General features: G+C 62.9%; 31 protein-coding genes. 27 read left to right on the forward strand and 4 right to left on the reverse strand.

Annotated elements, in window-relative coordinates; genetic code table 11:
- The first annotated feature begins 232 nt into the window (after window positions 1–232).
- From K288_RS0115845 to K288_RS0115895, 10 genes are all read left to right on the forward strand, one after another.
- The gene (locus K288_RS0115845) at window positions 233–646 is read left to right on the forward strand and encodes a cupin domain-containing protein (RefSeq protein ID WP_027580445.1); all 414 of its coding nucleotides are present in this window, start codon (window positions 233–235) and stop codon (window positions 644–646) included.
- A gap of 126 nt (window positions 647–772) precedes the next feature.
- Entirely contained in the window at window positions 773–1198 is a 426-nt protein-coding gene (locus K288_RS0115850; RefSeq protein ID WP_027580446.1) for a MarR family transcriptional regulator, read from the forward strand.
- 71 nt (window positions 1199–1269) lie between these two features.
- Window positions 1270–2247 (forward strand): nitrilase-related carbon-nitrogen hydrolase, encoded by a 978-nt coding sequence (locus tag K288_RS0115855; protein WP_027580447.1) that lies wholly within the window; start codon window positions 1270–1272, stop codon window positions 2245–2247.
- Window positions 2248–2457: 210 nt separating this feature from the next.
- Window positions 2458–2907 carry an ester cyclase gene (locus K288_RS0115860; RefSeq protein ID WP_027580448.1) on the forward strand — a complete coding sequence of 150 codons (450 nt, stop codon included), beginning with the start codon at window positions 2458–2460 and terminating at the stop codon, window positions 2905–2907.
- 197 nt (window positions 2908–3104) lie between these two features.
- The gene (gene ada, locus K288_RS0115865) at window positions 3105–4196 is read left to right on the forward strand and encodes a bifunctional DNA-binding transcriptional regulator/O6-methylguanine-DNA methyltransferase Ada (RefSeq protein ID WP_027580449.1); all 1092 of its coding nucleotides are present in this window, start codon (window positions 3105–3107) and stop codon (window positions 4194–4196) included.
- On the forward strand, window positions 4193–4639 hold the full coding sequence (locus K288_RS45600; protein WP_043159957.1) for a hypothetical protein: 447 nt from the start codon (window positions 4193–4195) through the stop codon (window positions 4637–4639). The genes ada and K288_RS45600 overlap by 4 nt, the downstream gene beginning before the upstream one ends.
- Window positions 4640–4810: 171 nt before the next feature.
- The gene (locus K288_RS0115875; RefSeq protein WP_043159959.1) at window positions 4811–5368 is read left to right on the forward strand and encodes a methylated-DNA--[protein]-cysteine S-methyltransferase; all 558 of its coding nucleotides are present in this window, start codon (window positions 4811–4813) and stop codon (window positions 5366–5368) included.
- Complete coding sequence (locus K288_RS0115880) at window positions 5365–6114, forward strand: 2OG-Fe(II) oxygenase (RefSeq protein ID WP_027580452.1); 750 nt, start codon at window positions 5365–5367, stop codon at window positions 6112–6114. Before K288_RS0115875 ends, K288_RS0115880 begins: the two co-directional genes overlap by 4 nt.
- Before the next feature lie 39 nt (window positions 6115–6153).
- The gene (locus tag K288_RS0115885) at window positions 6154–6639 is read left to right on the forward strand and encodes a hypothetical protein (protein ID WP_152535535.1); all 486 of its coding nucleotides are present in this window, start codon (window positions 6154–6156) and stop codon (window positions 6637–6639) included.
- 132 nt (window positions 6640–6771) lie between these two features.
- On the forward strand, window positions 6772–7281 hold the full coding sequence (locus tag K288_RS0115895; RefSeq protein ID WP_027580454.1) for a methylated-DNA--[protein]-cysteine S-methyltransferase: 510 nt from the start codon (window positions 6772–6774) through the stop codon (window positions 7279–7281).
- A 23-nt stretch (window positions 7282–7304) separates the two neighbouring features.
- Here the strand turns inward: K288_RS0115895 and zigA are convergent, their stop codons facing one another.
- On the reverse strand, window positions 7305–8510 hold the full coding sequence (gene zigA / locus K288_RS0115900) for a zinc metallochaperone GTPase ZigA (protein ID WP_027580455.1): 1206 nt from the start codon (window positions 8508–8510) through the stop codon (window positions 7305–7307).
- Window positions 8511–9178: 668 nt separating this feature from the next.
- Here zigA and rnk point away from each other — a divergent pair.
- The 6 genes from rnk (at window position 9179) to K288_RS0115935 (ending at window position 14801) form a co-directional block, all read left to right on the forward strand.
- Window positions 9179–9577: a nucleoside diphosphate kinase regulator gene (gene rnk / locus K288_RS0115905; RefSeq protein WP_027580456.1), complete on the forward strand. Its 399-nt coding sequence runs from the start codon at window positions 9179–9181 to the stop codon at window positions 9575–9577.
- A 219-nt stretch (window positions 9578–9796) separates the two neighbouring features.
- Entirely contained in the window at window positions 9797–9982 is a 186-nt protein-coding gene (locus K288_RS0115915) for a hypothetical protein (protein ID WP_043159980.1), read from the forward strand.
- A 282-nt stretch (window positions 9983–10264) separates the two neighbouring features.
- Window positions 10265–10555, forward strand: coding sequence for a hypothetical protein (locus K288_RS0115920; RefSeq protein ID WP_027580458.1), 291 nt, complete (start codon window positions 10265–10267; stop codon window positions 10553–10555).
- Between the two features lie 153 nt (window positions 10556–10708).
- Window positions 10709–11512, forward strand: a complete 804-nt coding sequence (locus tag K288_RS0115925; RefSeq protein WP_027580459.1) for an MBL fold metallo-hydrolase — start codon at window positions 10709–10711, stop codon at window positions 11510–11512.
- A gap of 136 nt (window positions 11513–11648) precedes the next feature.
- Window positions 11649–13511: a molecular chaperone HtpG gene (gene htpG / locus K288_RS0115930; RefSeq protein WP_027580460.1), complete on the forward strand. Its 1863-nt coding sequence runs from the start codon at window positions 11649–11651 to the stop codon at window positions 13509–13511.
- 117 nt (window positions 13512–13628) lie between these two features.
- A complete protein-coding gene (locus tag K288_RS0115935; protein WP_027580461.1) occupies window positions 13629–14801 on the forward strand; it encodes a DUF3095 domain-containing protein in 1173 nt (390 codons plus the stop codon).
- A 243-nt stretch (window positions 14802–15044) separates the two neighbouring features.
- Here K288_RS0115935 and K288_RS0115940 read toward each other — a convergent pair whose 3' ends face one another.
- On the reverse strand, window positions 15045–15488 hold the full coding sequence (locus tag K288_RS0115940) for a DUF2147 domain-containing protein (RefSeq protein ID WP_027580462.1): 444 nt from the start codon (window positions 15486–15488) through the stop codon (window positions 15045–15047).
- 199 nt (window positions 15489–15687) lie between these two features.
- Window positions 15688–16215 (reverse strand): GNAT family N-acetyltransferase, encoded by a 528-nt coding sequence (locus K288_RS0115945; RefSeq protein ID WP_027580463.1) that lies wholly within the window; start codon window positions 16213–16215, stop codon window positions 15688–15690.
- Window positions 16216–16488: 273 nt separating this feature from the next.
- On the opposite strand from K288_RS0115945, the gene K288_RS0115950 reads away from it, so the two are divergent.
- The 11 genes from K288_RS0115950 (at window position 16489) to K288_RS0116005 (ending at window position 24878) form a co-directional block, all read left to right on the forward strand.
- Window positions 16489–17085 (forward strand): superoxide dismutase, encoded by a 597-nt coding sequence (locus tag K288_RS0115950; protein ID WP_027580464.1) that lies wholly within the window; start codon window positions 16489–16491, stop codon window positions 17083–17085.
- Window positions 17086–17335: 250 nt separating this feature from the next.
- The gene (gene crcB / locus K288_RS0115955) at window positions 17336–17722 is read left to right on the forward strand and encodes a fluoride efflux transporter CrcB (protein WP_027580465.1); all 387 of its coding nucleotides are present in this window, start codon (window positions 17336–17338) and stop codon (window positions 17720–17722) included.
- A 238-nt stretch (window positions 17723–17960) separates the two neighbouring features.
- Complete coding sequence (locus K288_RS0115960) at window positions 17961–18563, forward strand: permease (protein WP_027580466.1); 603 nt, start codon at window positions 17961–17963, stop codon at window positions 18561–18563.
- Complete coding sequence (locus K288_RS0115965) at window positions 18560–19060, forward strand: hypothetical protein (protein ID WP_027580467.1); 501 nt, start codon at window positions 18560–18562, stop codon at window positions 19058–19060. Before K288_RS0115960 ends, K288_RS0115965 begins: the two co-directional genes overlap by 4 nt.
- A 51-nt stretch (window positions 19061–19111) precedes the next feature.
- Window positions 19112–19321 (forward strand): hypothetical protein, encoded by a 210-nt coding sequence (locus K288_RS45605; RefSeq protein WP_043159961.1) that lies wholly within the window; start codon window positions 19112–19114, stop codon window positions 19319–19321.
- 3 nt (window positions 19322–19324) lie between these two features.
- On the forward strand, window positions 19325–20077 hold the full coding sequence (locus K288_RS0115980) for an ABC transporter ATP-binding protein (RefSeq protein WP_027580468.1): 753 nt from the start codon (window positions 19325–19327) through the stop codon (window positions 20075–20077).
- 175 nt (window positions 20078–20252) lie between these two features.
- Entirely contained in the window at window positions 20253–21122 is an 870-nt protein-coding gene (locus K288_RS0115985) for a metal ABC transporter permease (protein WP_027580469.1), read from the forward strand.
- Between the two features lie 5 nt (window positions 21123–21127).
- Window positions 21128–22000 carry a zinc ABC transporter substrate-binding protein gene (locus K288_RS0115990; protein WP_027580470.1) on the forward strand — a complete coding sequence of 291 codons (873 nt, stop codon included), beginning with the start codon at window positions 21128–21130 and terminating at the stop codon, window positions 21998–22000.
- 61 nt (window positions 22001–22061) lie between these two features.
- On the forward strand, window positions 22062–23114 hold the full coding sequence (locus K288_RS0115995; protein ID WP_027580471.1) for a GTP-binding protein: 1053 nt from the start codon (window positions 22062–22064) through the stop codon (window positions 23112–23114).
- Window positions 23114–24130, forward strand: coding sequence for a WD40 repeat domain-containing protein (locus tag K288_RS0116000; protein ID WP_027580472.1), 1017 nt, complete (start codon window positions 23114–23116; stop codon window positions 24128–24130). Before K288_RS0115995 ends, K288_RS0116000 begins: the two co-directional genes overlap by 1 nt.
- Window positions 24131–24161: 31 nt before the next feature.
- The gene (locus K288_RS0116005; protein WP_027580473.1) at window positions 24162–24878 is read left to right on the forward strand and encodes an MgtC/SapB family protein; all 717 of its coding nucleotides are present in this window, start codon (window positions 24162–24164) and stop codon (window positions 24876–24878) included.
- A gap of 85 nt (window positions 24879–24963) precedes the next feature.
- Here the strand turns inward: K288_RS0116005 and K288_RS45610 are convergent, their stop codons facing one another.
- On the reverse strand, window positions 24964–26496 hold the full coding sequence (locus K288_RS45610) for an MFS transporter (protein ID WP_043159963.1): 1533 nt from the start codon (window positions 26494–26496) through the stop codon (window positions 24964–24966).
- Window positions 26497–26554 lie beyond the last annotated feature (58 nt).

The following is a 26554-nucleotide window of genomic DNA, read 5'->3' on the forward strand; positions in this document are numbered from 1 at the left end:
CGCGGCCGTCCGGGTTCGCCTGCGGGTCGTAACAAGCGCTTGGCGCACAGCATCTTCGGCTACACTGAATGGTGATTGCAGAAATCCTCAAGAGTATTGACACGATGTTGTAGATACAACACATAATCCACGTTATCGAAAGGGGCCGGGTGGGAATGCATGGCGTCGACGTTACGCTGCAATGTTGTAGATGCAACAATATGCGTCGACGAAACGCCGACGGGAGAACACGATGAAATTCGCACAGCTAAGTTCGGTCTTAATGATGTTAGCCGCGCCATCGCAAGCAGCTGAGGGCGGCGTCGTGGAGAAGCCGATCTTGGCGACATCGGCAACCGCGATTGGCCAACCGCTGGTCCTGTCGCTCACCGACCCGCAGGTAAATGTGTCCGTGTACGAGATCGCTCCAGGCACCGTTCTGCCGGAACATCGGCACATGTACCCGCGATATGGCTATGTGTTGTCCGGGAAGCTTCGTGTAACCTACACCGCAACCGGCAGAAGCGATCTGTACGGACCTGGCGCGTTTGTCATTGAGGCGGTGGGACAATGGCACACAGGCAAGGCTGAGGGGTCGGCGCCGGTCAAGTTGCTTGTCATTGACCAGGTTGAAAAAGGGCAGAAAAACATCGAGGTCCGCAAATGATCGACCAGCGGCTTCAGGATTCCAATGAGTTGCGACGACTGCGACAACATCTTCATAAGGCGGAGAACAATCGTTGCGTCATGTTGCATATACACTATACTTAGGACGTAGCAAGCTGGAACACTAATGATCGACGCTTTGACAAACGAGATAAACCGGGAGTGCCTTCTGACGCGGACGCGGCAGATTTCACGGGTCATCACCAGTATCTATGATCAGGAGCTTCGGCCATTCGGCATCAACGCACCTCAGTTTTCGCTTCTGGTTGTGATCGCACGGCTTGGCGAGGCGAGCCGCGCCGAGATCGGACGGCAAAATCATCAGGAAAGATCGACGCTAACGCGAAATCTTCAGTTGATGCTGTCGGAGGGCTGGATCACGGAAACGGCGCCCAATTCTCGGGGGCGCAGCCGGGCTATTGCGATAACCAAGGCGGGCAGAAAGCTGTTGAGCGACGCCGCGCCAGCATGGCGTGCTGCGCAAAAGCTCGGAAAGGACCTGCTGGGCGAGAGTGGCGTGGCGGCTGTCAAGAGCATTGCCAAGGCGCTCTGACGACGTGCGAAGCGTATACTAGGCAAGCTTCTACCAGTTGATGTTGTATATACAATATAAGGAACCAGACCATGAGAAAAGTAAGAGCTGCCGCAGTGCAAATCAGCCCGGTCCTATATAGCCGTGCGGGCACGGTCGAAAAAGTCATCGGGAAAATCGCCGAGCTCGGACGTCGAGGTGTACAGTTCGCGACGTTTCCCGAAACGGTCGTTCCTTACTATCCGTACTTCTCGTTCGTGCAGTCGGCTTTTCAGCTCAATGTCGGTAAGGAACACCTTCGCTTGATCGACCAGGCGGTCACCGTTCCCTCGGAAGTTACAAGCGCGATCAGCGAGGCGTGCCGGCAGGCGGGTTTGGTGGCGTCGATCGGCGTCAACGAGCGTGACGGAGGAAGCCTGTACAACACGCAACTATTGTTTGACTCCGACGGAACGCTGATTCAACGCCGCCGAAAAATTACCCCAACCTACCATGAGCGTATGATCTGGGGACAGGGCGACGGGTCGGGGCTGCGTGCCGTCGACAGCGCAGTGGGTCGTATCGGACAGCTCGCTTGTTGGGAGCATTACAATCCGCTCGCGCGCTATGCCTTGATAGCCGATGGCGAGCAAATCCACTCTTCGATGTACCCCGGCTCGTTTGCGGGCGACCTGTTCTCCGAACAAACGCAGATCAATGTCCGGCAACATGCGCTGGAATCCGCATGCTTCGTGGTAAATGCGACCGCCTGGCTCAGCCCGGATCAGCAGGCACGAATCATGGAGGATACCGGCTGCAGCATCGGGCCGATCTCGGGTGGCTGCTTCACCGCAATTGTGGCTCCGGATGGGCAATTGATCGGAGAACCGCTTCGCTCGGGCGAGGGTGAGGTGATCGCGGATCTCGACTTCGCGCTGATCGGTCAGCGAAAACGCCTGATGGATTCCCGCGGTCACTACAGCCGGCCGGAACTGCTCAGCCTGCTTGTGGACCGCACCCCAACGCAGCATCTCCATGAACGTGGCATGCATACGCGCGTGCCCGTCGTTCAGGAGATCGTTGAGGCGTAGCACGGCCCAACGAGGTCAGGCTCGGGCCGCCGCATCTTTCCAACCTCGCGCAGGCCGTGATGTCTGTCCGCATCGCGCCGGCAGCTGCGCCGTCTCCGCTTTCGATTTCAGGGCAAGAACCGGAGTTTGGCTTCCTTCAGTCAAGCGTAGGTCTTCGTTCAGGTCGCCGATCGATGTCGGCGATCCCTTCGAGACACAGGAGCCATTCCAATGAGCAAGGAAGAAGATAACAAGGCCGTTGTCGGTCGCTGGTTTACGGAGTTCTGGGGCAAGGACGTCAATCTTGCGGTCATCGACGAGATCGCCGCGTCCGATATGCTGCTCAAATACTCGCTGCATGAACCCCGGCGTGGCCGCGCCGACATCAAGGCATTCATGACCGATTTCCGTGCTGCGTTCCCCGATCTCAATTTCTGGGGCACGGCGGATCTGATCGCCGAGGGTGACTACGTCGTCGGCCAATGGGAAGGTGGGGGCACCCATACCGGGCCGGCCTTCAATGACTTCCTGGTCGGCGGCCTGCCGGCCGCGACGGGCCGCAAGATGCATTTCACCGGCACCACGGTGCTGAAGGTGATCGACGGCAAGATTGTCCAGGAGGTCGGCCTCGACGACGGCGTGACCGCGTTGACCCAGCTCGGGCTTCTCAAGGCGGCCTAGGTGGCTCACGCCCGGCCATTGAATAAGGCCCGCACGGCCGTGCGGGCCTTATTTGCTTTGGGCCCTGCCGCCGCGGAACCCGTCAAGCCGATGATGATTCGGCTGTCGGCACACGCAATCGAATTCAAAAGCAAGGATCGGAGTGCATCAAGCGGGAATTGGCGGCACGATCGATCCAGCACCATATGAGAAACAAGATGACTGCGACGCCGGCCAATATCCCGAAGTCAACGCGCCCGTCGGTGGTGGATGATCCTCGATGGGCACGCGTTGTTGCGCGTGACAAGACGGCCGACGGCCATCTTTGGTACTCGGTCGCAACGACGGGCGTCTATTGCCGGCCCTCCTGTCCCTCCCGGATCCCGAACCCCAGGAATGTGCAGTTCCACGACAGCCTGGAAAGCGCCCGGGCAACAGGTTTCCGCCCTTGCAGGCGTTGCAATCCGGACGGCCTTTCGACTGAAGCCGAGAACGCGGCGCTGGTGTCGAAGGTGTGCCGGATCATCGAGGAGAGTGAAGAAGAGCCTTCGCTGGAGCAATTGGCGGCGGCGATCGGCCGGAGTCCGAGTTATTTTCATCGCATGTTCAAGGCCACGACCGGCCTGACACCGAAGGAATACGCCGCTGCCCGCCGCGCCAGGAAGGTTCGTCAGGGGTTGGCCGCCGGCAACTCGGTCACCGAGGCGATCTACGACGCCGGCTTCAATTCCAGCGGACGCTTCTATGAGAAGTCGACGGACATGCTCGGCATGACGCCGTCGCGGTACCGCGCCGGGGGTACGAACGAGGAGATCAAGTTCGCCGTCGGGCAGACCTCTCTCGGCGCGATCCTGGTCGCCTCGAGCACAAAGGGCGTGGCCGCGATCCTCTTGGGCGACGATCCGGACGAGCTCGTCCGCGATCTCCAGGATCGTTTCCCGAAAGCGCATCTCATTGGCGGTGATCGCGACTATGAGGCGCTGGTTGCCCGAGTCGTCGGCTTTGTTGAAGCGCCGGGGATCGGCCTGGACCTTCCGCTCGACGTCCGCGGCACCGCCTTCCAGCAACGCGTGTGGCGGGCGCTGCAGGAGATTCCCGTCGGCGAAGCGGTTTCCTATGCCGAAATCGCGCAGCGTATCGGCTCCCCGAACGCGGTGCGCGCGGTGGCCGGCGCATGCGCGGCGAACAAGCTCGCTGTCGCCATTCCCTGCCATCGCGTCGTCCGGAAAGACGGCTCGCTCTCGGGCTATGCCTGGGGCGTCGAACGCAGGCGTGCACTGCTCGAGCGGGAATCCCCGCGAGGCAAATGAACATCGCCGCCGCCAAAGCGGCCCCCGGAGCGCATTCCCCGGCCGGTGTCTGCGAGTTTGAAAGCAATATTCGGAGTGTCCGGGTTGCGGTCTCGTGCACTTATTCGATCATTCAGGTGGTCGATGCGTGCCTATTGAACTCGCTGGTGATCGCCGACGCCGATCGACTGGCGGAAGGAACGCTTCAGACGATGTTTCCTCGGGGTGCATTGGACGCAAGGACCAAGCGCGAGAAGCGCCGCCGCACCAGGATAATTCCCGATGCGATCGCAGGCCTCGTTCACACCGATCCGGCGAAGGCTCGGGTGATGGCCTATTTCCGCCGGCTCGTGGCCGACGGCTATGCAGAATGGCAGATGCTCGAGAACGGAGACATCCGCCTGCGGTTTCGCACCGGCGAGACCTATCTTCTCGCAAGTACGACGATCATCCGCATCGCGTGATCAGGCCGAAATTCTGATGGACTTGATTTGCGCCGAGCGTCCAGCTCTTTCGTGTCAGCAAGCAGCAATTGAAAGCTTTCTCGATTTGAGAGCAAGCACCGGAGTTCAGACAAGCACGCCGCCGAATAGTTTCGATCATGAGGACAGATCAGGAGTTGAACCGTGAACCTCATGATTTCCGAAGCCGCCTTGCGGCTTGCACTGATGGCAAAGCGTACCGATGCGGCCGGTGAGATTCTTTTCCATGCGATCGGCGAGTGCGGCCTGGGTAAGGTTCTGGTGGCCCGCAGCGCCAGGGGTGTCTGCGCCATTCTGCTTGGCGCGGGCTCCGACGAACTGGAAGCGGATCTCGCCGCCCGTTTCCCCGATGTCATGCTGGTCGCGAACGAGGTCACCGTCCGCGATGACCTGGCGAAGGTGATCCGTTTCGTGGACAAGCCCACCAAAGGGCTTCATCTTGTGCTCGATATGCGCGGGACCCCGCTGCAGCGCCGCGTCTGGGAGAAGATGCGCTCGATTCCTGTCGGCAGGACGGTGACCTACATGCAACTTGCTCGCTGGATCAGCCCCGTGGCCTCGGCCCGCGTGATCGCGGGTGCCTGCGCCGCCAATCCGATCGCACTCGCTATTCCCTGCCACCGCGTCATTCGCACTGACGGCGATCTGGCGGATTATCGCTGGGGCATCGAACGCAAGCGTGAACTGATCAGGAAGGAAGCCATCGCATGACAACTCGTTCGTCCATCATCTCCCGTGCCTCGGCGGTTACGCCCGCAGAGGCACGGGTTGCCGCTTACGACTGGCAGGCGCTCGCAGTCGAGCTCGACAATTACGGCTGCGCCGTCTTGCCAAAGCTGCTCATGCCCGAAGAGTGCCGCACCATTGCGGGCCTGTATCCGGACGAGAGCCATTTCCGAAGTCATATCCACATGGCGCGGCACGGCTTCGGCAAGGGCGAGTACCGCTACTTCAAATATCCGCTGCCGGACCTCATAGGCTCTCTGCGAACGGCGCTTTACCCGCGCCTCGCGGGCGTCGCCAACGAATGGAACGCGCGGATGGGCATCAGCGAGCGCTATCCGGGCGACCACGCGTCATTCCTCAAGCAATGCCACGGCGCCGGCCAGATGCGCCCGACGCCGCTTCTGCTGCAATATGTCCCGGGTGACTTCAACTGCCTCCACCAGGATCTCTACGGCGATCTCGCATTCCCGATCCAGGTCGCGATTCTGCTCTCGCAGCCCGGCACGGACTTCACAGGTGGCGAGTTCGTTCTGACCGAGCAGCGGCCGCGCATGCAGAGCCGCGTCGAAGTCGTGCCGCTCCGGCAGGGCGACGCTGTGGCCTTCGCGGTCCATAACCGGCCGGTGCAGGGATCGAAAGGTAATTACCGCGTGAACCTTCGTCACGGTGTGAGCCGCGTGCGTTCCGGCATGCGGCACACCGTCGGGATTATTTTTCACGATGCGACCTAGCGGCGGGGGCAGACGTGCGCCTGCCGAATGGAGAAGACCATGAAACTGGTCAGGATGAGCGAGCGGAAAGTCGGCCTCCTGGTGCCTCTTCCGAGCGGCCTACATGTCATCGACATCGCGGACAGTCTGGGTGTATTTGCGCCTCATGATCCCCTGTCGAACGGTGTTCTGAACGGCGCGTTGAAAGGTGGTTGCGACTGGTCGCTGATCGTCAAGCATTGGGCCCACTTGCGATCGCCGCTCAAAAGGCTGGCGAACCTCGCTGCAGCAAGTCCAGATCATTCGCGCTTGGCCATGCGGCCGTTCAAGGAACAATTTCAAATCGACGATGCTGTCGATCAGATTGTTGCAATCGATATAACTGACACTGAACCCCTCGAAGGGCAGGATCCAACGGGCCGGCGCGCCATGGCGCGACAGTTCAGCGAGCTTCACGAGAACAAGATCGGGCGCGATGCGCCTCCGACAGCGGGAGCCGCGCAGGTCATTGACTTCTCGCATCACAAACAGATGGGCGATGCCTGACTTCGAGGTGCCGCTGGAGGGATAGCGGTCGCCCGTCACTTTCCATTTTTCGATTTGAAAGCAAGGACCGGATCGGCCGCGCCATCACGGGTCTCTATCTTCTCGTCAGAAACAGATTCAAAGGAGCGCAAGATGCGCGAAATCATCCGCTTTGCCTGGGGAAGCAGTTCCCTCGGCGATTTCATCGTGGCCATGTCCGACAAGGGGCTCGTGGCCCTCGAATTCAGCTCGGATCGCTCAGCGGCGGAGGACGCATTGCGCGTCCGTTTTCCGGAGGCCGACATCATCGGCAGCGAGCCGGAATTAACCGATGTCCTGTCGAAGGTGCAGCGCGTGATCGAAGCGCCGGGGTTCGATCCCGCAATTCCACTCGACTTGCGCGGGACGCCGTATGAAGTCGAAGTCTGGTCGATGCTGCGTGCGATACCCGTCGGCGAAACGACGAACTACGGCGCGCTGGCGGCCAAATTCGGTACCCGTGATGCACGCGAGGTGACCGAGGCGATCGCCTGCAATCCTGTCGCGGTCCTGGTGCCGTGCCACCGCGTCGTCAAGAAGGACGGCTCGATCTCCGGCTATCGATGGGGCGTCAAGCGCAAGCGCGAGCTATTGGCACGCGAAAGACGTTCCGGGGCATCCTGAACTCTGTGGAGGGCGGCGGCGCGTCAGGCCGCTTCGTCGGCGCGCTTCCAGACCGGAAACGGATCGGGAAGGCTGGCCCAGGCCTGCGCGTTCATGCCGGGCTTTCCCTTCACCAGGCACGCATCAAGCCGCGCACGGATCGCAGTCTCATCCATGTTCGTGCCGATGAAGACGAGTTCCTGCCGGCGGTCGCCATAGAGATCGTTCCAGCTCTTCTTCAATATTCGTTGCCACTCGGGATCCTGTGGCCACCGTTCGCGCGGTATAGCCGCCCACCAGAATCCCAACGCCTCGGTCTTGGTGATGGCGCCGGCCTGGCTCATTTCGCCAACCCATTGCGGACGCGTGGCAATCCAGAAATGTCCCTTGGCACGAATGACCCCCGGCCAGGCGTCATGAAGGAAGTGATGAAATTTCGTGGGTTCGAACGGCCGCTGCGCGCGATAGACGAAGCTCTTGATGCCGTATTCGTCGCTCTCCGGCACATGGTCGGCAAAGCCGTACAATTCCTTGAACCACAGCGGATGCTGTTGCGCCTTCTGAAAATCGAAGCGCCCGGTGTCGAGGATCCGGTCGAACGGGACCTTGCTGTGATTGGCCTCCAGGATCTCGGCTTCAGGATTGAGCGCGCGGATGATCTTGCGCGCAGCATCGCGCTGCGCGGGCGCAGCATCATCCACCTTGTTCAGCACGACGACATCGGCAAACTCGATCTGCTCGACAAGCAGATCGACCAATGTGCGCCGATCATTGTCGAGGGCCTCGCCGCGCTCGCTAAGGAAGTCGGTGGAGGAATAGTCCTTCAACAGGTTCACCGCATCGACGACCGTGACCATCGTGTCGAGTCTTGCAACGTCGGACAGGCTCTCGCCTTGCTCGGTCCGGAAATCGAATGTGGCCGCAATCGGCAGCGGCTCGGAGATGCCGGTCGATTCGATCAGCAGGTAATCGAAGCTTCCGCCTTCGGCCAGCGCGCGCACTTCCCTGAGCAGGTCGTCGCGCAGGGTGCAGCAGATGCACCCGTTGGTCATTTCAACCAGCTTCTCGTTCGTCCGGGAAAGATTCGCACCGCCATCGCGAACCAGATCCGCATCGATGTTCACCTCGCTCATGTCGTTCACAATCACGGCCACCTTCAGGCCGTGGCGGTTGTTGAGCACGTGGTTCAGCAAAGTGGTCTTTCCAGCCCCGAGGAAGCCGGACAAGACGGTGACGGGCAGTTTTTGCATGGAGGTCGAACAGCCTTTGCAGCTTGAGGAATTTCCGCCCGGCAGTGGGCATCGAGGCATCCTTGTGTAATGTTATAACATTACATAAACGGAGCCGTTTTCGATTGTCAAGCTGCACTCACTGTGGGCCGCGCCGTGCCGGCTCTGCTTCGATTCCCGGGCACGGCATTTCCTGATCGGAAACGATAAAATTTTATCGGCTGCGTTGATCTGCAGCCTCTGCGTCTCGGCATGGTTCCAATGCGCGCTTTCGCCGCAATGGCGATGGTGCCCTGTGCGGCTATGCTGAGTCCATCATGACCTATGTCGTCGACATCGATCCGCGCATCGCGCGCTTCTGTCTGCACGCCGGCCGCCTGCACGCAGGCACTTAGCCGGACGGCCGATCGAGCCGTCCGGGTTCTGTTCTCATCGAAAATTGAAAGTTCGAGTTCGTGGCTTCCGTGCAGGGGCCTGATTTACTTTGAGCAGAAGGAACGTGCCGTGTTGCCTCCATCAAAGACCGCTCACACCGCATCCGATCATCGGCGCCTCGAGCGTACGTGCGAAAGCGTGAAGCAAACCGAGTCGAATGTCGTGCCATTGTTCCGTGTCCCTGCGGTCACGAAAGATGACGCGATTGACGACGACCCCGGCCCAACCGCCGCCTGAACGCCAAGGTGACAGCAATGAGCAAGAAGACTGAACCCGATCTGCCGCCGATCCTGGTGACAACAGAGGAGAAGCAGCGGTTAAGCGGGCTTGCGAACTCCAGCATGGAGCGTTTTCCACGCGTGGCCTATTTCCTTGCGCGCGAGATGGAGCGCGCGACCATCGCGCCTGACGATGCCGATTTGCGAGACGTGGTCCGCATGGGCTCCCAGGTCGATTATCGCGACGACAGTACCGGCGAGGCGAGGGAAGTGGTGCTGGTCTATCCGCACGAAGCCGACATCTCGCGCAAGCGCATCTCGGTGCTGACTCCGGTCGGCGCCGCGCTGATCGGCCTGTCAGTCGGCCAGACCATCGAATTCCAGACGCCGGATCGTCGAACGCGAGCGCTGACCGTGTTGCGGGTTTCGCACTGAACAGGAGCTTTGCGACCATGCGCGACCGTGTGTTTGAGCAAGCGGGGCTGATCGTGATCTGCATCACCATCGGGCTGATCGGGCTTGTCGGCGGTCTGGCTTACCTCGCGCGGCTGTTCATGTGAGGCAGGTTCGCTCTTGCAACGGAACACGCTATAATTGCCCATCCGGGACGGCTCTTCGAAGAAAAGTCATCTCGCTTTGGGCGAGGCGCTTGTCATGACGCAGTGGTACTTCGTCTGGGTCGAAGGTCCGCGAGGGCCTGCGCCACAAAAGTGGTCCACCGAGGGACTTTGGGGGCAGGTCAATCGTCAGGACGTGATCGTGCGCTTTACGCTGACGGAACGCGAAGCGGCGCTCTCGCTCGACGAATTGGCGAGGTTGCATCCTGTTCCCGAGGAATGAACCTTGGGGAACCCGCGAATTTAATGCGAGTGCGGGGTTGAATAGACGGGCTCGGACCCAATGTCCCGCACTTCACGTTCGTTGAACCACGCTCGAAACGGATCGTGTTTGGCGAAGAGCTGGCGACAGGATGGCAATTCGAAGAAAATCATCCAGCGACGGCACAAGTGAAGCTCCAGTGCGTCGTTGTATTGGCGGGATTGCTGTCCCGCGAATGCAGGCGGCCGCGACCGGCTTAGGTCGTTGCGCGGTGCAACCCTCCAATCCAGAGGAGCGAGGAACATGAGACTGAACTCAGCGCAGGTCGAGCGGGCCTTGAGCCAATTCGATGCCCACTGCCTCCCCGACGATCATCCGGCGGTCGCCCAGCTGAACCGCTTGTTCGGCGATCACACCTACTTCCTTGACACCAACGGGCTCAACGTTCTCGAGCCCAGCGAATCCACGGAGACGGACACACAGATCGGCAAGATCGTGAACCTCGCCCATTGGAGTGACGACACCCTGACGAATTTGATGCCGCACGAGCCTGAACCGACCGGCGTCATCGTCAGTCTTGGCTCCAAGCACTGATCGTTCCCGATTGATTATCGTGAAAGCCCGCCTCTGGCGGGCTTTTGTTTTGCCGCGATCATCAGGGTACTTTGGATCCAGGCCGATATGGACACGTAGAGCGCCGCCAGCGTCCAACACGTGCTAACTTGCGCCCCAAATGGAGTGCCCCCTATGCCCTTCTGGACCTGCGAACAATGCGGCGCGCAGTTTCCCGATAGCGCCAATCCCCCGCCATCCTGCCCGATCTGCGAGGACGAGCGGCAGTTCGTGAACTGGAATGGACAAGCCTGGCTCAGCCGCGAGGAGCTGGCGAAGCGCCATCATCTCGTCTGGCGCGACGACCTAGGGCTCACGGGCATTGCGCTCGATCCGAGTTTTGCCATCGGCCAGCGTGCGTTGCTGGTGCCGGACGGCGACGCTCTCGTGATGTGGGACTGCATCCCGCTCGCGACGCGCGAGGCGATCGACTACGTCAAGTCGCGCGGCGGGCTGAAAGCGATCGCGATATCGCATCCACATTATTACGGCGCGGTGGCCGATTGGAGCGAGGCATTCGGCAATGCGCCGGTTTACCTGCATGGCGACGATGCGCCATGGATCACGCGGCCGCATCCGTCGATCGTGCCGTGGCGAGGCGAGGAACTCGCGATATCGGACGATCTCCGGCTGATCCGCGCCGGCGGGCATTTCACCGGCGCGACCGTGCTGCATTGGCGCGCGGGTGCGGACGGCCGCGGCGCGCTCCTGACCGGGGATGTCGCGCAGGTGGCGATGGATCGCCGTCATCTCAGCTTCATGTACTCCTATCCGAACTACATGCCGCTGAATGCCGTCGCCGTGCGCCGCATCGCCGAGGCCATCGTGCCATTTGCGTTCGATCGAATCTATGGCGCCTGGTGGGGACGCAACATCGCGCACGACGCGAAGGCTGCGTTCAATGTGTCGGTCAGGCGCTATCTTGCGGCGATCGCCTGACGACGCCGGGGACCGGCCGATCTCGCCTTCTCATTCCGGTCCGCGACCGTTGCACAGGTCCCTTGCCGGCTGAAGCCGCATTGCTATATCAGTGGCTTCCCATCCTTTCGTTGACCCGTCAGCCACACGATTTGCCATGACCACCACGACCGCCCCTGAATCCCAGCCATTCCAGGCCGAGGTTGCCGAACTCCTGCACTTGATGGTGCACTCGGTCTATTCGGAGACCGATATCTTCCTGCGCGAGCTGATCTCGAACGCCTCCGATGCCTGCGACAAGCTGCGTTACGAGGCGATTGCCGCGCCGGACCTGATCGCCGACGGCGCGCCGCCGAAAATCTGGATCAGGCCGGACAAGAAGGCCGATACGTTATCTGTGATCGACAGCGGCATCGGGATGGACCGGCAGGAGCTGATCGACAATCTCGGCACCATCGCGCGCTCCGGCACCAAGTCGTTCCTCGCGCGGCTCACCGAAGCCAAGGACGGCACCAACCTGATCGGTCAGTTCGGCGTCGGCTTCTATGCCGCCTTCATGGTCGCCGAGAAGATCGTCGTGATCAGCCGCCGCGCCGGAAGCGATGAGGCCTGGACCTGGACCTCGTCGGGCGGCAGCGGCTTCGAGATCGCTCCGGCCGGCGAGGAGGATGCCAAGCGCGTCACCCGCGGCACCGAGATCGTGCTGCATCTGAAGAAGGACGCCGCGAAATATCTCGAGACCTACGAGATCGAGCGCATCGTCCGCGCCTATTCGGACAACATCCAGTTCCCGATCGAGCTGGTGCCGGAAGAGGGCGAGCCAAGCCAGATCAATTCCGCGAGCGCGCTGTGGCAGCGGTCGAAATCGGAACTGTCGGCGGAGGATTACAACGAAGCCTATAAATCGATCGCTGGCGCCTTCGATGAGCCGGCGATGATCCTGCACTATCGCGCCGAGGGCCGGCAGTCCTATGCCGTGCTGCTGTTCGCGCCGTCGACGAAACCGTTCGACCTGTTCGAGCCGGCGCGCAAGGGCAGGGTGAAGCTCTATGTTCGCCGTGTCTTCATCGCCGACGATGCCGATCTTCTGCCCGCTTATCTGCGCTTCATTCGCGGCGTGATCGACAGCGAGGACCTGCCGCTCAACATCTCGCGCGAGATGCTGCAGAACAATCCGCAGCTCACGCAAATCCGCAACGCCGTGACCGGCCGCGTCATCGGCGAATTCGAGCGATTGGCGGATAAGGAGCCGGAGACCTTCGCCAAGATCTGGGACGCGTTCGGTCCGGTCCTCAAGGAGGGCCTGTGGGAAGATTACGAGCGGCGCGAGAAACTGCTGGGCCTGGCGCGCTTCACGACGACGGTGGGCGAGAACCGTTCGCTCAAGCAATATGTCGAGGCCATCAGGCCGAACCAGACCGACATCTACTATCTCACCGGCGAAAGCATCGAGCGGCTGAAGTCGAACCCGAAGCTGGAGGCCGCGCAAGCACGCGGCGTCGAGGTGCTTCTGCTCACCGATCCCGTGGATGCGTTCTGGACTTCGGCGCCAATCGATTTCGGCGGCAAGCCGCTGAAGTCGCTGAGCCAGGGCGACGTCGATTTCAGCCTGATCCCGCTCGTGGACGACAAGGCGGATGAGAAAAAGGACGAGCCGGCCGCGGATGAAGCCACGACGATCGCCGCGATCAAGGAAGCACTCGGCGAGCGCGTCGCCGATGTCCGCGCCTCGCAGCGGCTAACATCGAGCGCTTCGTGCCTCGTCGGTGGTGGCCGCGACCGCATGCTGGAGCGCCTCCTTGCGCAGCAGAACCGCGGTTCGGTGACCAAGCCGATCCTCGAGGTCAATCTGCGCCATCCTTTGGTCGCCGCGATCGTACGTGAAAAGGATGCGGCGAGGGATTTGTCGCTGCTCCTGCTCGAGCAGGCGCAGATCCTCGAGGGCGAACTGCCGGAAGACCCGGCGGCCTTTGCCGGCCGTCTCAACCAGCTCGTATTGCGCGGGCTCGCGAAAGCGTAAGCGCGCTCCCTTCCGTAGCCCGGATTGCGCTGCGCTCCATCCGGGCTACGGGTTCCCATGCAACCGATCCCTAAGTCACTCGTATCTGCTAAACAGACGCCGAAAGCGGAGCGGTTCATGGCGGCGGCAGGCGGCAGCGATATCTTCTACGGCGGCATTCCGGTGTTCCGCGGCTTCGCACGCCTGATGGAGCCGTCGCTGTATTCCCCTTTGCCTGATGATTGGACCATCGGCGTCGCCGATATAGTGGAGTCGACGAAGGCTATTGCCGCGAAGCGCTACAAGGCGGTGAACATGGCGGGCGCGGCGGTCATCGCCGCCGTCACCAATGCGCTCGGTGGCCGTGAATTCCCCTTCGTGTTCGGCGGTGACGGCGCGAGCTTTGCGGTCGCGCCCGCCGATCTCGACGCCGCGCGCGAGGCGCTGGCGGCGACCGCGACCTGGGTGAAGGACGATCTCGATCTCATCATGCGCGTGGCGCTGGTGCCGATCAAAGCAATCCGTGCGCAAGGCCTTGACGTTCGCGTTGCGCGCTTCGGACCGTCAGCCAATCTTTCCTACGCGATGTTCTCGGGCGGCGGGCTTGGCTTCGCAGAAGCCGCGATGAAGCGGGATGAGTTTGCGGTTGCGCCGGCGTCGCCTGGCACGCAGCCCGATCTCAGCGGGCTCTCCTGTCGCTTTGAGGAAATGCCATCCGCGCGCGGCGTCATCCTGTCCCTGCTGGTGATGCCGGCGAAGGGCGGCGATCCCGATGCCTTCCGCAAGGTGATCGAGGAGATCATCGCGCTCGCCGAACAGAGTCCCGACGCGGGCCGCCCGGTGCCGGCAGGTGGACCGGCGCTGCGCTGGCCGCCGCAGGGGCTGGACTTCGAGGCACGCACCAAGCGCAGCGGTCCGCTGTTCGCGCGGCGCGCCCTGGTGTTCGCGAGCACGCTGTGGGCCTACGCGGTCATCCACTTCGGTCTCAGGATCGGCAAGTTCGCGGCGAAGGACTACATGCAGCAGGTGGTCGATAATTCAGACTTCCGCAAATATGACGACGGCTTGCGCATGGTCCTCGACTGCAGCGAGGAACTCGCGGAGGCGCTCGCCGAACGTCTCGCGCGGGCCTCGACCAACGGCGTCGCGCGTTACGGCTTGCACCGGCAGGATGCCGCGATGATGACCTGCTTCACGCCGTCGGCGATGCGCAGCGACCACGTGCATTTCATCGACGGCGCCCGCGGCGGCTACGCCTCCGCGGCATCAACCATGAAGGCGATGGCTGGCTTGCTATCCACCTCCCCTTGAAAAACGGGAGGTGGGCTTGCGCGCCAGCGCAAACCGGGCGGGGATCTCTCTCCATGAGCACCTGTGCTCGTGGTCTGACCCCCATCCCGACCTTCCCCCTTTCAGGGGGAAGGAGAAGTGAGCGTGCTGAGATATGACTCCGAGCGGATGAATCTCCGCCTGAAATCCATTGCCTCCCGTCAGAGCATGATCCGGAAAAGTGGAGACCGGTTTTCCGAGAAGATCATGCTCAAACAAAGAGCTTTAGCGTCCCACGCGCGTCCAGGTTTCGCCGCCGCAGAGCGCGCCGACGCAGCCTTCGACCCGTAGCGTATCCGGGCCGGCGAGCGAAATGCTGCTCGCGTAGGTGCCTCCGTCATCGGCGTTGTAGATCTGGCCCGCCCACTTGCTGCCGTCGGTCGGCCGCATGCCCGAGAACAGTGGCAGCCCGATGATCGGACGGGTGGTCAGCGCCGGATTCGGATTCTTGTTGTCGACCTGCGGCCTGCCGGTCGCGGGATCGATCGGCTCGCGCAGGGAGACGATCACGCCGCAAATCCCGCCGCTGCATTTACTGATCTTGACGCGGGCATCACCTGCCTGCGTCTGCCAGGTGCCGGATGGATCGGCCGCACCTTGCGCGCGCGCCGTCGGTGCGGCCAGTAATACCGCCAGCATCGCTGCGATGAGAGCCGATCTGCAAGCCATGATTCGTTCCCCAAAAAAGCAGGCCTGCATAGCAACAAATCGGTTTTGTGCAATCTCACTTCCGCGCGTTCACGCGCGATCATTTGCCCCACTTCGTGACGCGCGTTATGCGTCGCTGCGTGGTCGTCCTGGAGGTCGCTAGATGATATCCGACATCTTACGCTGCGCGCGGCAGGCTAAGCGCAGCTCATGCAGGCGGTCACCATGGCAGGCCGCATAGGTCCATGGTCCCCGTATCGGGCGCGCGCTTGATGTCGAACACGAACGGCGCCATCGCCTCGAAGCGGACGCGTCCGCCGGGCTGCTCGCAATAGACCTCGCCGGTGAACGGCCGCCAGCCACGCGCCTGGTAGAACGCGAAATTGTGCGGCTCGCAGAATAACAGCACGAAGCGGGCCGCTTCATTGGCGCGTACGGTCTCCACCGCGGCGTTGAGCGCAATCGAGGCATAGCCGCGGCGGCGGCAGTCGTCGCGGGTCGCAACGCCGCCGATGCCGCCAATATGAATCTGGTGTCCGTTCCAGATGATGGTGCGGAAATAGATGCCGACATGGCAGCCGACGCCGCCCTCCGGCACGTCGACCAGGACGCGAAGGTCGGGGTTGGCCCACTTGACGTGACCCCATGGCAATTTCGCAACCGCGTCGCGCGGCCAGACCGCCTGCAACAGCGGCTCGACCGTCTTCCAGGAAGCATCGCCGTTGAGGACTTCGATCTCGACGCTCACTTTGGCGGGTCCTTGGCTGGGTCCTTGCATTCGTTGGCGCGATCTTACTCGCACAAACGGGGAAACGCACCTGGGGTCACGCCCTGACGCTCCGGGTTGATCTTAAGCATTTCATTCCCAACAATATTTTGGAGTTGGTTCGTTGCGCTGACGTTTTGCAACTCGCCTGCACGGCCTGCATGCCTGCGCCGAAAATGCGGTGTTTAACTGTGATGGAACCTTCTATAAGAGGTCTCCGTTAGTGTCGTCTCCCCTCATGTTGGACATCACACCATGACTTTCACGCTACCCGACCTTCCCTACGCCCACGACGCCCTCGCGCCCTACATGTCGAAGGAAACGCTGGAGTACCATCACGACAAGCATCATCAGGCTTACGTGACCAACGGCAACAACGCGATCAAAGGGACCGAATTCGAGGGTAAGTCCCTCGAGGAGATCGTGAAGGGCTCGTACAACAAGAACGCGGCCGTCTTCAACAATGCCGGCCAGCACTACAACCACATTCACTTCTGGAAATGGATGAAGCCGAATGGCGGCGGCAGCAAGCTGCCGGGCCGTCTCGAGAAGAAGATCAACGAGGACCTCGGCGGCTTCGAGAAGTTCAAGACCGATTTCGCCGCCGCCGGCGCCGGCCAGTTCGGCTCCGGCTGGGCCTGGCTGCAGGTCAAGGGTGGCAAGCTCGAGATCGCCAAGACGCCGAACGGCGAGAACCCGCTGGTCCATGGCGCGGTGCCGATCCTGGGCGTCGACGTCTGGGAGCACTCCTACTACATCGACTACCGCAACCGCCGTCCCGATTATCTGAAAGCGTTCGTCGAGAACCTCATCAACTGGGACTATGTCGACGAGCTGTTCGGCAAGGCGTGATCTTCCGCGCGTCAATCATGCACGGGCTTCTCGACCCTCCCCCGAAAGGGGAGGGTCGGTTCGCATTCAGCGAAGCGGAATGCGAACCGGGGAGGGGTCAAGTCTCTCCACTCGGGCACCGTCTCAGCGGAGAGACCTGACCCTGCCCCGTCGCTCATTTCATTCGCGCCGGCCCTCCCCTTTCAGGGGAGGATGAGCAAGCAATCCAGGTAAGGGGCGCGGTCCCCTCGACCTACCTCGCGGGGCAGTGGTGGGAACGGCAGCAAGTTATTTTCTGGTCTTCTTCGGCGGCGGCCTGGGCGCGATGCTGCGCCACTTCGTCAATCTCGCCTGCGGCCGCAGCCTCGGCACCGATTTTCCTTACGGTACCTTCGTCATCAACATCACCGGTTCGACCGTGATGGGCCTGATTGCGGGCTATCTCGCCTTCAAGGGCGAGGCGTCGCAGCCGTGGCGGCTGTTCCTGATGACCGGCATCCTCGGCGGCTACACCACCTTCTCCGCGTTCTCGCTCGACGCCGCGCTGCTCTACGAACGCGGTGAACTCGGGCTTGCAGCCCTCTACGTGCTCGGCTCGGTCGTGCTCTCGATCGCCGGCCTGTTCGCCGGACTGGCGCTGGTCCGTCACCTGACGTGAGCATTGTGAATCGGAATCGTAGGATGGGTAGCGCGCAGCGAAACCCATCATTCGGGGCCTGGCTGCGAAGGTGATGGGTTTCGCTTCGCTCTACCCATCCTACGTCCCGTGCCATTGCCGCATCGACGCATGGCCATAGCCTGCGCGCGCATGGATGCATGACCAGCTTCCGTTTGCGTCGCCTTTGTGACGGGACTAAGCAGGATGGACATTCTCATCCCGCCCCGGCTCCATTGCCTTGTCAGATGCACCGCTGAAAGACCCGCCGTCGGCCGATGACGCCGCGGAGGCGGAGTTGCCTCCCGGCCGTGTGCGCAAGCCGATCGGCTGGTCGATGATCTCAATCCTCGTGCTGGTCCTCATCAGCGCCGGCCTGGTCTATCGGCGCGACGGCGCCGACGGTGTGATCGAGATCCTCAGCCACGACCTCTCGCTGTTCGGCGGCATCCTGCCGCGCGTGCTCGCAGGCTGCCTGCTGGGTGCGTTCATCGCGGAAATTCTGCCGCACGAAAAAGTCTCGCGCGCGCTCGGACCGAAGTCCGGGTTGAAGGGCCTGCTGATCGGCACCGCCTTCGGCGCGATCCTGCCGGGCGGTCCCTTCACCGCCTATCCGGTGGCCGCGGCACTGCTGACCGTCGGCGCGGACTTCGGCGCGACGATCGCGATGGTGGTGAGTTGGACCCTGATCGGTTACGGCCGCGCGGTGGCGTGGGAGTTGCCGATCATGGGCACGGAGTTCACGCTGTGGCGGATCGTGATCTCGTTGCCGCTGCCGGTGCTCGCCGGCGCCCTCGGCCGCTTCGTCTATGCCCGTGTCTATCCGGACGGTGCGCCGGAATGAGCGCGGCGCTCCTGATCGATATCCTGCTGTGGGGCTCGGTCGCCGGCGTGGGCTTCATCGCCTGGCGGCGCGGGCGCACGGTGCTGGTGTCGTCCTTGCGCGAAGGCTCGCTCGAATTCGCCAACATCATGCCGCGGATCGCGATCGGCGTGGTCGGGTCCGGCTATATCGCCGCGGTGATCCCGCAGGAGATCATCACCGGCTGGCTCAGGCCCGACAGCGGCTGGCTCGGTGTGCTGACTGCCGTCGTGGCGGGCGCGGCGACGCCGGGCGGGCCGGTGGTCGGCTTTTCCATCGGCGCGGTGGCGCTGAAGGCCGGCGGCGGTCCGCCCCAGGTGACCGCCTATGTGGTCGCCTGGGCGCTGTTCGCCTTCCAGCGGGTGATCCTGTGGGAAATCCCGTTCATGCCGGCCCGCTTCGTCTGGTTCCGCGCCGCGGTCTCGGTGCCGTTTCCGTTCCTGGCCGCCGCGATCGCGATGGCGATCGGCAAACCGTGAACCGCTGCGAAGGTGGACTCGCGTAATGTTATAATGTAACGTTCACGACAAATGTCTCTTGCACACCCCCATACCCACGGCCACCACGACCACGTCGATGGACATGCCCATGAGCACGCCCACAGCCATGGTGCGGCAACGCCGCATCCGGCGCAGGCAGCGACCTGGTCGATCCTGCGCATGACCGTCGCTGCCCGCCTTGTCGCGGCGCTCGCGGTCTGTGCCGGCCTGTGGGCCTTCGTGCTGCTCGCGATGAGGTGAGCCATGCCGGCGCAACTGCAATTCCGCAACGTCACGCTCGGCTATGACCGCCACCCGGCGGTGCATCACCTCAATGGCGAAGTGGCCTCGGGCGCGCTGCTCGCGGTGATCGGCCCGAACGGGGCCGGCAAGTCGACGCTCTTGCGAGGCATCACCGGCATCCTGAAGCCGCTCTCCGGCTCGATCGGCGTCGGCGGCCTCGACCACAGAGACATCGCCTACCTGCCGCAGTCGGCCGAGATCGACCGCAGCTTCCCGATCTCGGTGTTCGATTTCGTCGGCACCGGCCTGTGGCGCGGCATCGGCCTGTTCGGCGGCATCGGCAAGGACGCGCGCGAGAAGATCCTTGCTGCGATCGCCGCGGTCGGCCTCAATGGCTTCGAGAACCGTCCGATCGGCACGCTCTCCGGCGGCCAGATGCAGCGCATGCTGTTCGCACGCGTGCTGCTGCAGAACGCGCGATTGATCGTGCTCGACGAGCCCTTCAACGCCATCGACGCCAAGACTACCGCCGACCTGCTGGCGCTGGTCCAGCGCTGGCATGGCGAGGGGCGTACGGTGCTGGCGGCGCTGCACGACCTCGACATGGTGCGCGCCAATTTCCCGGAAACGCTGCTGCTCGCGCGCGGGCCGGTGGCATGGGGGCCGACCGCCGAGGTGCTGACGCCGGAGAATCTGACGGTGGCGATGCGGATGTGCGAAGCCTTCGACGACCGCGCCGCCGCCTGCGCCGTGGACACCTCGCGCGCCGCCTAGAGCATGATGAGATCAGTCAAATTGCATCCGCAATGCACGCTGCGCCCCCTCTCCCGCTTGCGGGAGAGGGCCGGGGTGAGGGTGTCTCCACGATGGGATTATCCGTGGGGAGAGAGCCCCCACCCGGCGCTAGCGCGCCGACCTCCCCCGCAAGCGGGAGAGGTGAAGTGAAGCCATGCTGACTGACGCACTGATCGCGCCCTTCACCGAGTTCGAGTTCATGCGACGCGCGCTCGCCGCCGTGGTGGCGCTGTCGCTTGGCGCGGCGCCGATCGGCGTGTTCCTGATGCTGCGGCGGATGAGCCTGGTCGGCGACGCCATGGCGCATGCGATCCTGCCGGGGGCGGCGATCGGCTTCCTCCTCTCCGGGCTCAATCTGTTCGCGATGACGATTGGCGGCCTGGTCGCGGGCTTTGCGGTGGCGCTGCTCGCGGGCCTGGTCGCACGCAACACCGAGCTGAAGGAGGACGCTTCGCTCGCCACCTTCTACCTGGTCTCGCTGGCGCTCGGCGTCACCATCGTCTCGATCAAGGGCACCAATATCGACCTCCTGCACGTGCTGTTCGGCGACATTCTCGCGATGGACAACCAGACGCTTCTGGTGATCACCTTCAACGCCACCATCACGCTGCTGGTACTCGCGGTGATCTATCGGCCATTGGTGATCGAATGCGTCGATCCGGTGTTCCTGCGCACCGTCAGCCGCGCCGGCGCGCCGGCGCATCTGGCGTTCCTGGCGCTGGTCGTGGTCAACCTCGTCAACGGCTTTCATGCGCTCGGCACGCTGCTCGGCGTCGGACTGATGATCCTGCCGGCCGGCATCGCGCGGTTCTGGTCGCGCGACATCACCGGCATGATCTGCATCGCAGTCGCAAGCGCGATCTTTTCAGGCTATGCCGGGCTGGTGCTGTCGTTCCAGACGCGGATTCCCTCGGGCCCCGCGATCATCCTGGTCGCCGCCGGCCTCTATCTGGCCTCGCTCCTGTTCGGCACTGTCGGTGGGCTGGTCCGCCAGATGTTCCCCGGCCGGCATCTGGAGGCGTAGCGGCGATGCGACGGTGGTTCTGGCTCGCGCTGCTCGCGCTCGTCGCGCTTGTCGGTCCGGCGCGCGCGCAGGAGCGCCTCAACGTGGTCGCGAGCTTCTCGATCCTCGCCGACCTCGTGCGCAATGTCGGCGGCGACAGCGTCAACTTGGCGATGCTGGTTGGCCCTGAGGGCGATGCCCATGTGTACCGGCCGACGCCGGCGGACGCCAGGAAGGTCGCGGAAGCGAAGCTGCTCTTCATCAACGGGTTCGGGCTGGAGGGCTGGCTGCCCCGGCTGGTCCAATCCGCCGGTGGCAAGGCGACCATCGTCACCGCGACAGACGGGATTACGCCGCTCAAGCTCGGCGCGGCCCCCGATCCCCACGCCTGGCAGTCCGTTGCCAATGTAAAGATCTATATCGCCAATATCCGCGATGCGCTTGCGGCCGCGAGCCCTGCGAACGCGGCTGCGTTCCGCGCCAATGCGGAAAGCTATCTGGCTGAGCTCGACGCGCTGGACAGCGACGTGCGGCAGGCCGTCGCCGCCATCCCGGAAGCGCACCGCAAGGTGATCTCAACCCACCGTGCCTTCGGCTATTTCGCGGCCGCCTATGGCGTCGAGTTCATTGCCCCGGTGGGGGTCTCGACCGAATCCGAGCCCAGCGCCCGCGATATCGCTGCAATCATCACCCAGATCAAAAAGGCGCAAATTCCGGCGATTTTTCTCGAAAATATCAGCGATCCCCGCCTGATCCAGCGGGTCGCGGAGGAGACCGGGGCCAGCATCGGCGGGACCCTCTATTCGGACAGCCTTACTGCCGAAAAGGGCGAGGCACCCACTTACATTGCGATGGTAAGGCACAATATAAAGGCCCTGACCAGCGCGCTCGGCCACTAGGGCGGGGGCCCTCCCTGCCGGCCCGGGCAGCGCATTTTTTAGTTTTGCCCCCGGAGTTGCCATGCCAGAGCCTTCTTCGCAAAAGATCCCTGTGACCGTGCTGACGGGCTATCTCGGCGCCGGCAAGACCACGCTGCTCAACCGCATCCTGTCCGAGAACCACGGCAAGAAATACGCCGTCATCGTCAACGAATTCGGCGAGATCGGCATCGACAACGACCTGATCATCGGGGCCGACGAGGAAGTGTTCGAGATGAACAACGGTTGCATCTGCTGCACCGTTCGCGGCGATCTCGTCCGCATCATGGACGGGCTGATGAAGCGCAAGCGCAAGTTCGACGCCATCATCGTCGAGACCACGGGCTTGGCCGATCCCGCGCCGGTTGCGCAGACCTTCTTTGTCGACGAGGACGTGCAGAAGAACGCCCGGCTCGATGCCGTCGTCACGGTGGCCGACGCCAAATGGCTCAGCGATCGGCTGAAGGACGCGCCCGAGGCCAAGAACCAGATCGCGTTCGCCGACGTCATCGTGCTGAACAAGACCGATCTCGTGTCAAAGCCCGAGCTCGCCGAGGTCGAGGCCCGCATCCGCGGCATCAACCCCTACGCCAAGCTGCACCGGACCGAGCGCTGCAAGGTGGAGCTGGCCGACGTGCTGGAGCGCGGCGCCTTCGACCTCGACCGCATCCTCGACATCGAGCCGGATTTCCTGGAAGCCGACGATCACGATCACGATCATGATCACGATCATCACCACCATGGCCACGACCATCACCACCACGATCACGGCCACGGCATGAAGCACTACCACGACGAGGAGATGCAATCGCTGTCGCTGCGGACCGACAAGCCGCTCGATCCCACGAAGTTCATGCCCTGGCTGCAGGACCTGGTTGCGACCGAGGGCCAGAAGATCCTGCGCTCCAAGGGTATCCTCGCCTTCGCCGGCGACGACGACCGCTACGTGTTGCAGGGTGTCCACATGATGCTGGAAGGCGACCATCAGCGGAAGTGGAAGGAGGGTGAGCCGCGCGAGAGCCGGCTGGTCTTCATCGGCCGCGAATTGCCGGAGCAGGCGATCCGCGACGGCTTCGAGCGCTGCATCGTCTCGTGATGAGCGAGTTCGACCCGGGCGAGGTGCCCTCCATCGCTTCGATGACCGACCAGGTACGGCCAGTGCCGCTCGGCATGGCCGTCAGCGCCGTTCATTTCCTTGGCGATACCGCCCACTTCATCGGCACCGAGGAGAATGTCGCTGTCGTCAGCGGGGAAGGCGAAGTCTCGCAGACGCCGGTGCATGGCGGCGCGATCCTCTGCTCCGTTTCCGATGGCGAGCGGATCGTCATGGGCGGTGACGACGGCAAGCTGGTTGCGCTCAACGCCAAGGGCGAGGTCTCGACATTGGCGACGGACCCGAAACGGCGCTGGATCGATAACGTGGCGCTGCATTCCGATGGCGCGGTGGCGTGGTCGGTGGGCAAGACCGCGTTCGTGCGTCCAGCCAAGGGCGAGGAGAAATCCTTCGATGCGCCGTCCACCGTCGGCGGCCTTGCTTTTGCGCCAAAGGGCTTGCGGCTCGCGATCGCTCATTATGGCGGCGCGACGCTGTGGTTTCCCAACATGGCGGCGAAGCCGGAATTCCTGGAATGGGCCGGCTCGCATCACGCCGTCACCTTCAGCCCGGACAACAAATTCCTGGTCACCGCGATGCATGAGCCGGCGCTGCATGGCTGGCGGCTCGCCGACAACAGGCACATGCGGATGAGCGGCTATCCCGGCCGGGTGCGTTCGATGTCGTGGAGCGCCGGCGGCAAGGGGCTCGCCACATCAGGCGCGGACACCGTCATCATCTGGCCCTTCGCCTCCAAGGACGGCCCGATGGGCAAGCAGCCGGCGATGGTGGCGCCGTTGCAGGCCCGGGTCGCGGTCGTCGCCTGCCATCCGAAAGACGACATCCTGGCCGCGGGCTATAGTGATGGCACCGTGCTGATGGTGCGGATGGAGGACGGGGCCGAGATCCTGCTCCGCCAAAACAAGGGCGTGCCGGTCGCGGCGCTGGCGTGGAATGCCAAAGGTACGCTATTGGCATTCGCGGATGAAGACGGCGACGGGGGGCTGCTCGCGTTCTAATCCTGTCGTGTCCAAGCCGTATTGAGGGGCTATGCGGTTTCTGACCACCTTCCAGCTCGCCGATTTCTTCGACACGCTGATGAGCCTCACCACAGCCTTCGTGTTGGGGACGCTGATCGGCGCCGAACGGCAATATCGCCAGCGCACCGCGGGCCTGCGCACCAATGTGCTGGTCGCGGTCGGAGCGGCTGCGTTCGTCGACCTCGCGATGCGGCTGTCGGGCGCGGACGGCGCCGTGCGGGTGATCGCTTATGTCGTGTCGGGCATCGGCTTCCTCGGCGCCGGCGTCATCATGAAGCAGGGCATGGACGTGCGCGGGCTCAACACGGCGGCGACCTTGTGGACGTCTGCCGCAGTCGGCTCCTGCGCAGGGGCCGACATGGAGGCGCAAGCCGCGGCGCTCACCTTCTTCATCCTCGCCGGCAACACGCTGCTGCGGCCGCTCGTGAATGCCATCAACCGCATCCCGCTCGACGAACTGGCGTCCGAGGCGACCTACTATTTCAAGCTTGCGGTCTCCACCGAAGCCTTGCCCGATATGCGCGACCAATTGGTGGATAAGCTCGAGGCCGCCAGCTACCCGGTTGCCGATATCGAGGTCCAGGAGCTCGGTGACGATCTCCTGGAGATCGTGGCGACGCTGGTGAGCACGTCAGTCAATCCCAACGAACTCAATGCCGTCGCGGTGGACCTGCAGCGCCAGCCGGGCGTCCGCCACGCCACCTGGGAAGTCAACACGGCCGATTAGAGCATGATCCGGAAAAGTGGACACCGGTTTTCCCTCGCGACAAACGCGTAGCGTTTGCGCGGAGATCATGCTCAAACAAATTGTCTCAGGTGCTTGCAGGCCCGGGACGCGGCTCGATCCACACCCAGCCGGCGAGACCGGCAAGTGCGGCGCAACTCGCGGGCACCAGCATGATCGTGCGTAGCGCGCGCTCGAATGCAGCCATGGCCGCTGCGTTGGCGTCCGCCTGCCCGGACATCACGGCATTCAAGGCCTCGTTGGCTTGCGCGGGCGTTGCTCCGGCAAGATCATGCAAAAAGGTTGCAAACAACACCGCCCCGAGCGCTGCAACCGCGAGCAGGCCGCCAACGCGAGCGACCGCGTTGTTGACGCCCGAAGCAATCCCGGCATGGGCTTCGCCAGCGGCCCCCATCACAGTCGACGTCAGTGGAGGAACCGTGATCGACATCCCCACGCCCAGCAGGAACATCGACGGAAACACGCTGATCCAGTAACTCTGCCTGAAATCGGCAAAAGCAAGCATCGCTAATCCGCAGGCCGCGACGATGGGCCCGACAGTGAGCAACAGCCGAGGCCCCAAACGGTCAGCAATGGTCCCGGCGAATGACGCCCCGAATCCCATGATCAGGGCAAAAGGCAGCAACGCCGCGCCGGCTTGGGTCGCCGAGTAGCCACCGATGCGGATCAGGCCGAACGGCAGGTAATAGAGCGCACCTCCGAGCGCGAAGTAGAGCAACAGCGTCAATGCATTCGTTGCTGAAAAATCGCGTGATCGATAGAGCGACAACGGCATCATCGCCCGTTCATGGAGACGGGCTTCGATCACGAGGAACGAAATCAGGAAAGCGGCTCCCACTCCCAGGCCAGCCAGCACTGTCCTGTCGCGAAATCCTGACGCCGGAATGGCGCTCAAAGACCATGTAATCGCAGCAAGGCCAATCGCGACTGATGCGGCGCCGCTCCAGTCCAATTGCTTTGCGCGGGGATCGCTGCTTTCGCAGCCGAAGCGAAGCGCAAGTCCGGCCGCGGCAATGGCGAGCGGGACATTGAGGAGAAAGATCGCCCGCCACGACACCTGGTCGACGAGCCAGCCGCCCAGCATCGGACCCGCCGCCATCATCAGTGCAGCCGCGCCCGCCCATATCCCGATTGCCTGGCTCCGCTCCTGCTTGCCGAAGGTCGCTCCCAACATCGCAAGACTGGCCGGCGTCAACAGAGCGGCACCAAAACCTTGAACTGCACGGCTGACGATAAGCACCATGATATTCGGTGCGAGCCCGCAGATGATCGAGGCGACGGTGAAGACCGCGATGCCCAGAACAAAAATCCGACGTCGACCGTAAAGATCGGCGGCCGAGCCACCGATCAGTACGAGCGCACCGAGCAGCAGCAGGTAGGCGTTGATGATCCATTGTGTCGCTGCCGCATCTGCATTCAACGCCTGTTGGATTGCGGGTAGCGCGATGTTCACGACTGAGCCGTCGAGGAGGGCCATGCTGGACCCGATCACGGTCGCCACCAGCGTCAGCCACTTGCGTTTTTGTGACAGGGCCGCGTCAAAAGCCGGTGTCGCCTCGATGACCCCGGCGTCGCACGGCGGCTGCGTGAATCCAACCATTGCATGCTCGAAGGACAGTTGTCGCGGGCTAGCGTGCACCTGACGAATACCGTTGGCA

The organism is Bradyrhizobium sp. Ai1a-2 (genome assembly GCF_000426245.1).
GTDB lineage: Bacteria > Pseudomonadota > Alphaproteobacteria > Rhizobiales > Xanthobacteraceae > Bradyrhizobium.

What these genes read in the sequence shown, in the direction of transcription:
- K288_RS0115845 (WP_027580445.1), top strand. Translation starts at nt 233, where the DNA reads ATGAAATTCGCACAGCTAAGTTCGGTCTTAATGATGTTAGCCGCGCCA.
- K288_RS0115850 (WP_027580446.1), top strand. Translation starts at nt 773, where the DNA reads ATGATCGACGCTTTGACAAACGAGATAAACCGGGAGTGCCTTCTGACG.
- K288_RS0115855 (WP_027580447.1), top strand. Translation starts at nt 1,270, where the DNA reads ATGAGAAAAGTAAGAGCTGCCGCAGTGCAAATCAGCCCGGTCCTATAT.
- K288_RS0115860 (WP_027580448.1), top strand. Translation starts at nt 2,458, where the DNA reads ATGAGCAAGGAAGAAGATAACAAGGCCGTTGTCGGTCGCTGGTTTACG.
- ada (WP_027580449.1), top strand. Translation starts at nt 3,105, where the DNA reads ATGACTGCGACGCCGGCCAATATCCCGAAGTCAACGCGCCCGTCGGTG.
- K288_RS45600 (WP_043159957.1), top strand. Translation starts at nt 4,193, where the DNA reads ATGAACATCGCCGCCGCCAAAGCGGCCCCCGGAGCGCATTCCCCGGCC.
- K288_RS0115875 (WP_043159959.1), top strand. Translation starts at nt 4,811, where the DNA reads ATGATTTCCGAAGCCGCCTTGCGGCTTGCACTGATGGCAAAGCGTACC.
- K288_RS0115880 (WP_027580452.1), top strand. Translation starts at nt 5,365, where the DNA reads ATGACAACTCGTTCGTCCATCATCTCCCGTGCCTCGGCGGTTACGCCC.
- K288_RS0115885 (WP_152535535.1), top strand. Translation starts at nt 6,154, where the DNA reads ATGAAACTGGTCAGGATGAGCGAGCGGAAAGTCGGCCTCCTGGTGCCT.
- K288_RS0115895 (WP_027580454.1), top strand. Translation starts at nt 6,772, where the DNA reads ATGCGCGAAATCATCCGCTTTGCCTGGGGAAGCAGTTCCCTCGGCGAT.
- zigA (WP_027580455.1), bottom strand. Translation starts at nt 8,510, where the DNA reads ATGCAAAAACTGCCCGTCACCGTCTTGTCCGGCTTCCTCGGGGCTGGA.
- rnk (WP_027580456.1), top strand. Translation starts at nt 9,179, where the DNA reads ATGAGCAAGAAGACTGAACCCGATCTGCCGCCGATCCTGGTGACAACA.
- K288_RS0115915 (WP_043159980.1), top strand. Translation starts at nt 9,797, where the DNA reads ATGACGCAGTGGTACTTCGTCTGGGTCGAAGGTCCGCGAGGGCCTGCG.
- K288_RS0115920 (WP_027580458.1), top strand. Translation starts at nt 10,265, where the DNA reads ATGAGACTGAACTCAGCGCAGGTCGAGCGGGCCTTGAGCCAATTCGAT.
- K288_RS0115925 (WP_027580459.1), top strand. Translation starts at nt 10,709, where the DNA reads ATGCCCTTCTGGACCTGCGAACAATGCGGCGCGCAGTTTCCCGATAGC.
- htpG (WP_027580460.1), top strand. Translation starts at nt 11,649, where the DNA reads ATGACCACCACGACCGCCCCTGAATCCCAGCCATTCCAGGCCGAGGTT.
- K288_RS0115935 (WP_027580461.1), top strand. Translation starts at nt 13,629, where the DNA reads ATGGCGGCGGCAGGCGGCAGCGATATCTTCTACGGCGGCATTCCGGTG.
- K288_RS0115940 (WP_027580462.1), bottom strand. Translation starts at nt 15,488, where the DNA reads ATGGCTTGCAGATCGGCTCTCATCGCAGCGATGCTGGCGGTATTACTG.
- K288_RS0115950 (WP_027580464.1), top strand. Translation starts at nt 16,489, where the DNA reads ATGACTTTCACGCTACCCGACCTTCCCTACGCCCACGACGCCCTCGCG.
- K288_RS0115965 (WP_027580467.1), top strand. Translation starts at nt 18,560, where the DNA reads ATGAGCGCGGCGCTCCTGATCGATATCCTGCTGTGGGGCTCGGTCGCC.
- K288_RS45605 (WP_043159961.1), top strand. Translation starts at nt 19,112, where the DNA reads ATGTCTCTTGCACACCCCCATACCCACGGCCACCACGACCACGTCGAT.
- K288_RS0115980 (WP_027580468.1), top strand. Translation starts at nt 19,325, where the DNA reads ATGCCGGCGCAACTGCAATTCCGCAACGTCACGCTCGGCTATGACCGC.
- K288_RS0115985 (WP_027580469.1), top strand. Translation starts at nt 20,253, where the DNA reads ATGCTGACTGACGCACTGATCGCGCCCTTCACCGAGTTCGAGTTCATG.
- K288_RS0115990 (WP_027580470.1), top strand. Translation starts at nt 21,128, where the DNA reads ATGCGACGGTGGTTCTGGCTCGCGCTGCTCGCGCTCGTCGCGCTTGTC.
- K288_RS0115995 (WP_027580471.1), top strand. Translation starts at nt 22,062, where the DNA reads ATGCCAGAGCCTTCTTCGCAAAAGATCCCTGTGACCGTGCTGACGGGC.
- K288_RS0116000 (WP_027580472.1), top strand. Translation starts at nt 23,114, where the DNA reads ATGAGCGAGTTCGACCCGGGCGAGGTGCCCTCCATCGCTTCGATGACC.
- K288_RS0116005 (WP_027580473.1), top strand. Translation starts at nt 24,162, where the DNA reads ATGCGGTTTCTGACCACCTTCCAGCTCGCCGATTTCTTCGACACGCTG.
- K288_RS45610 (WP_043159963.1), bottom strand. Translation starts at nt 26,496, where the DNA reads ATGGTTGGATTCACGCAGCCGCCGTGCGACGCCGGGGTCATCGAGGCG.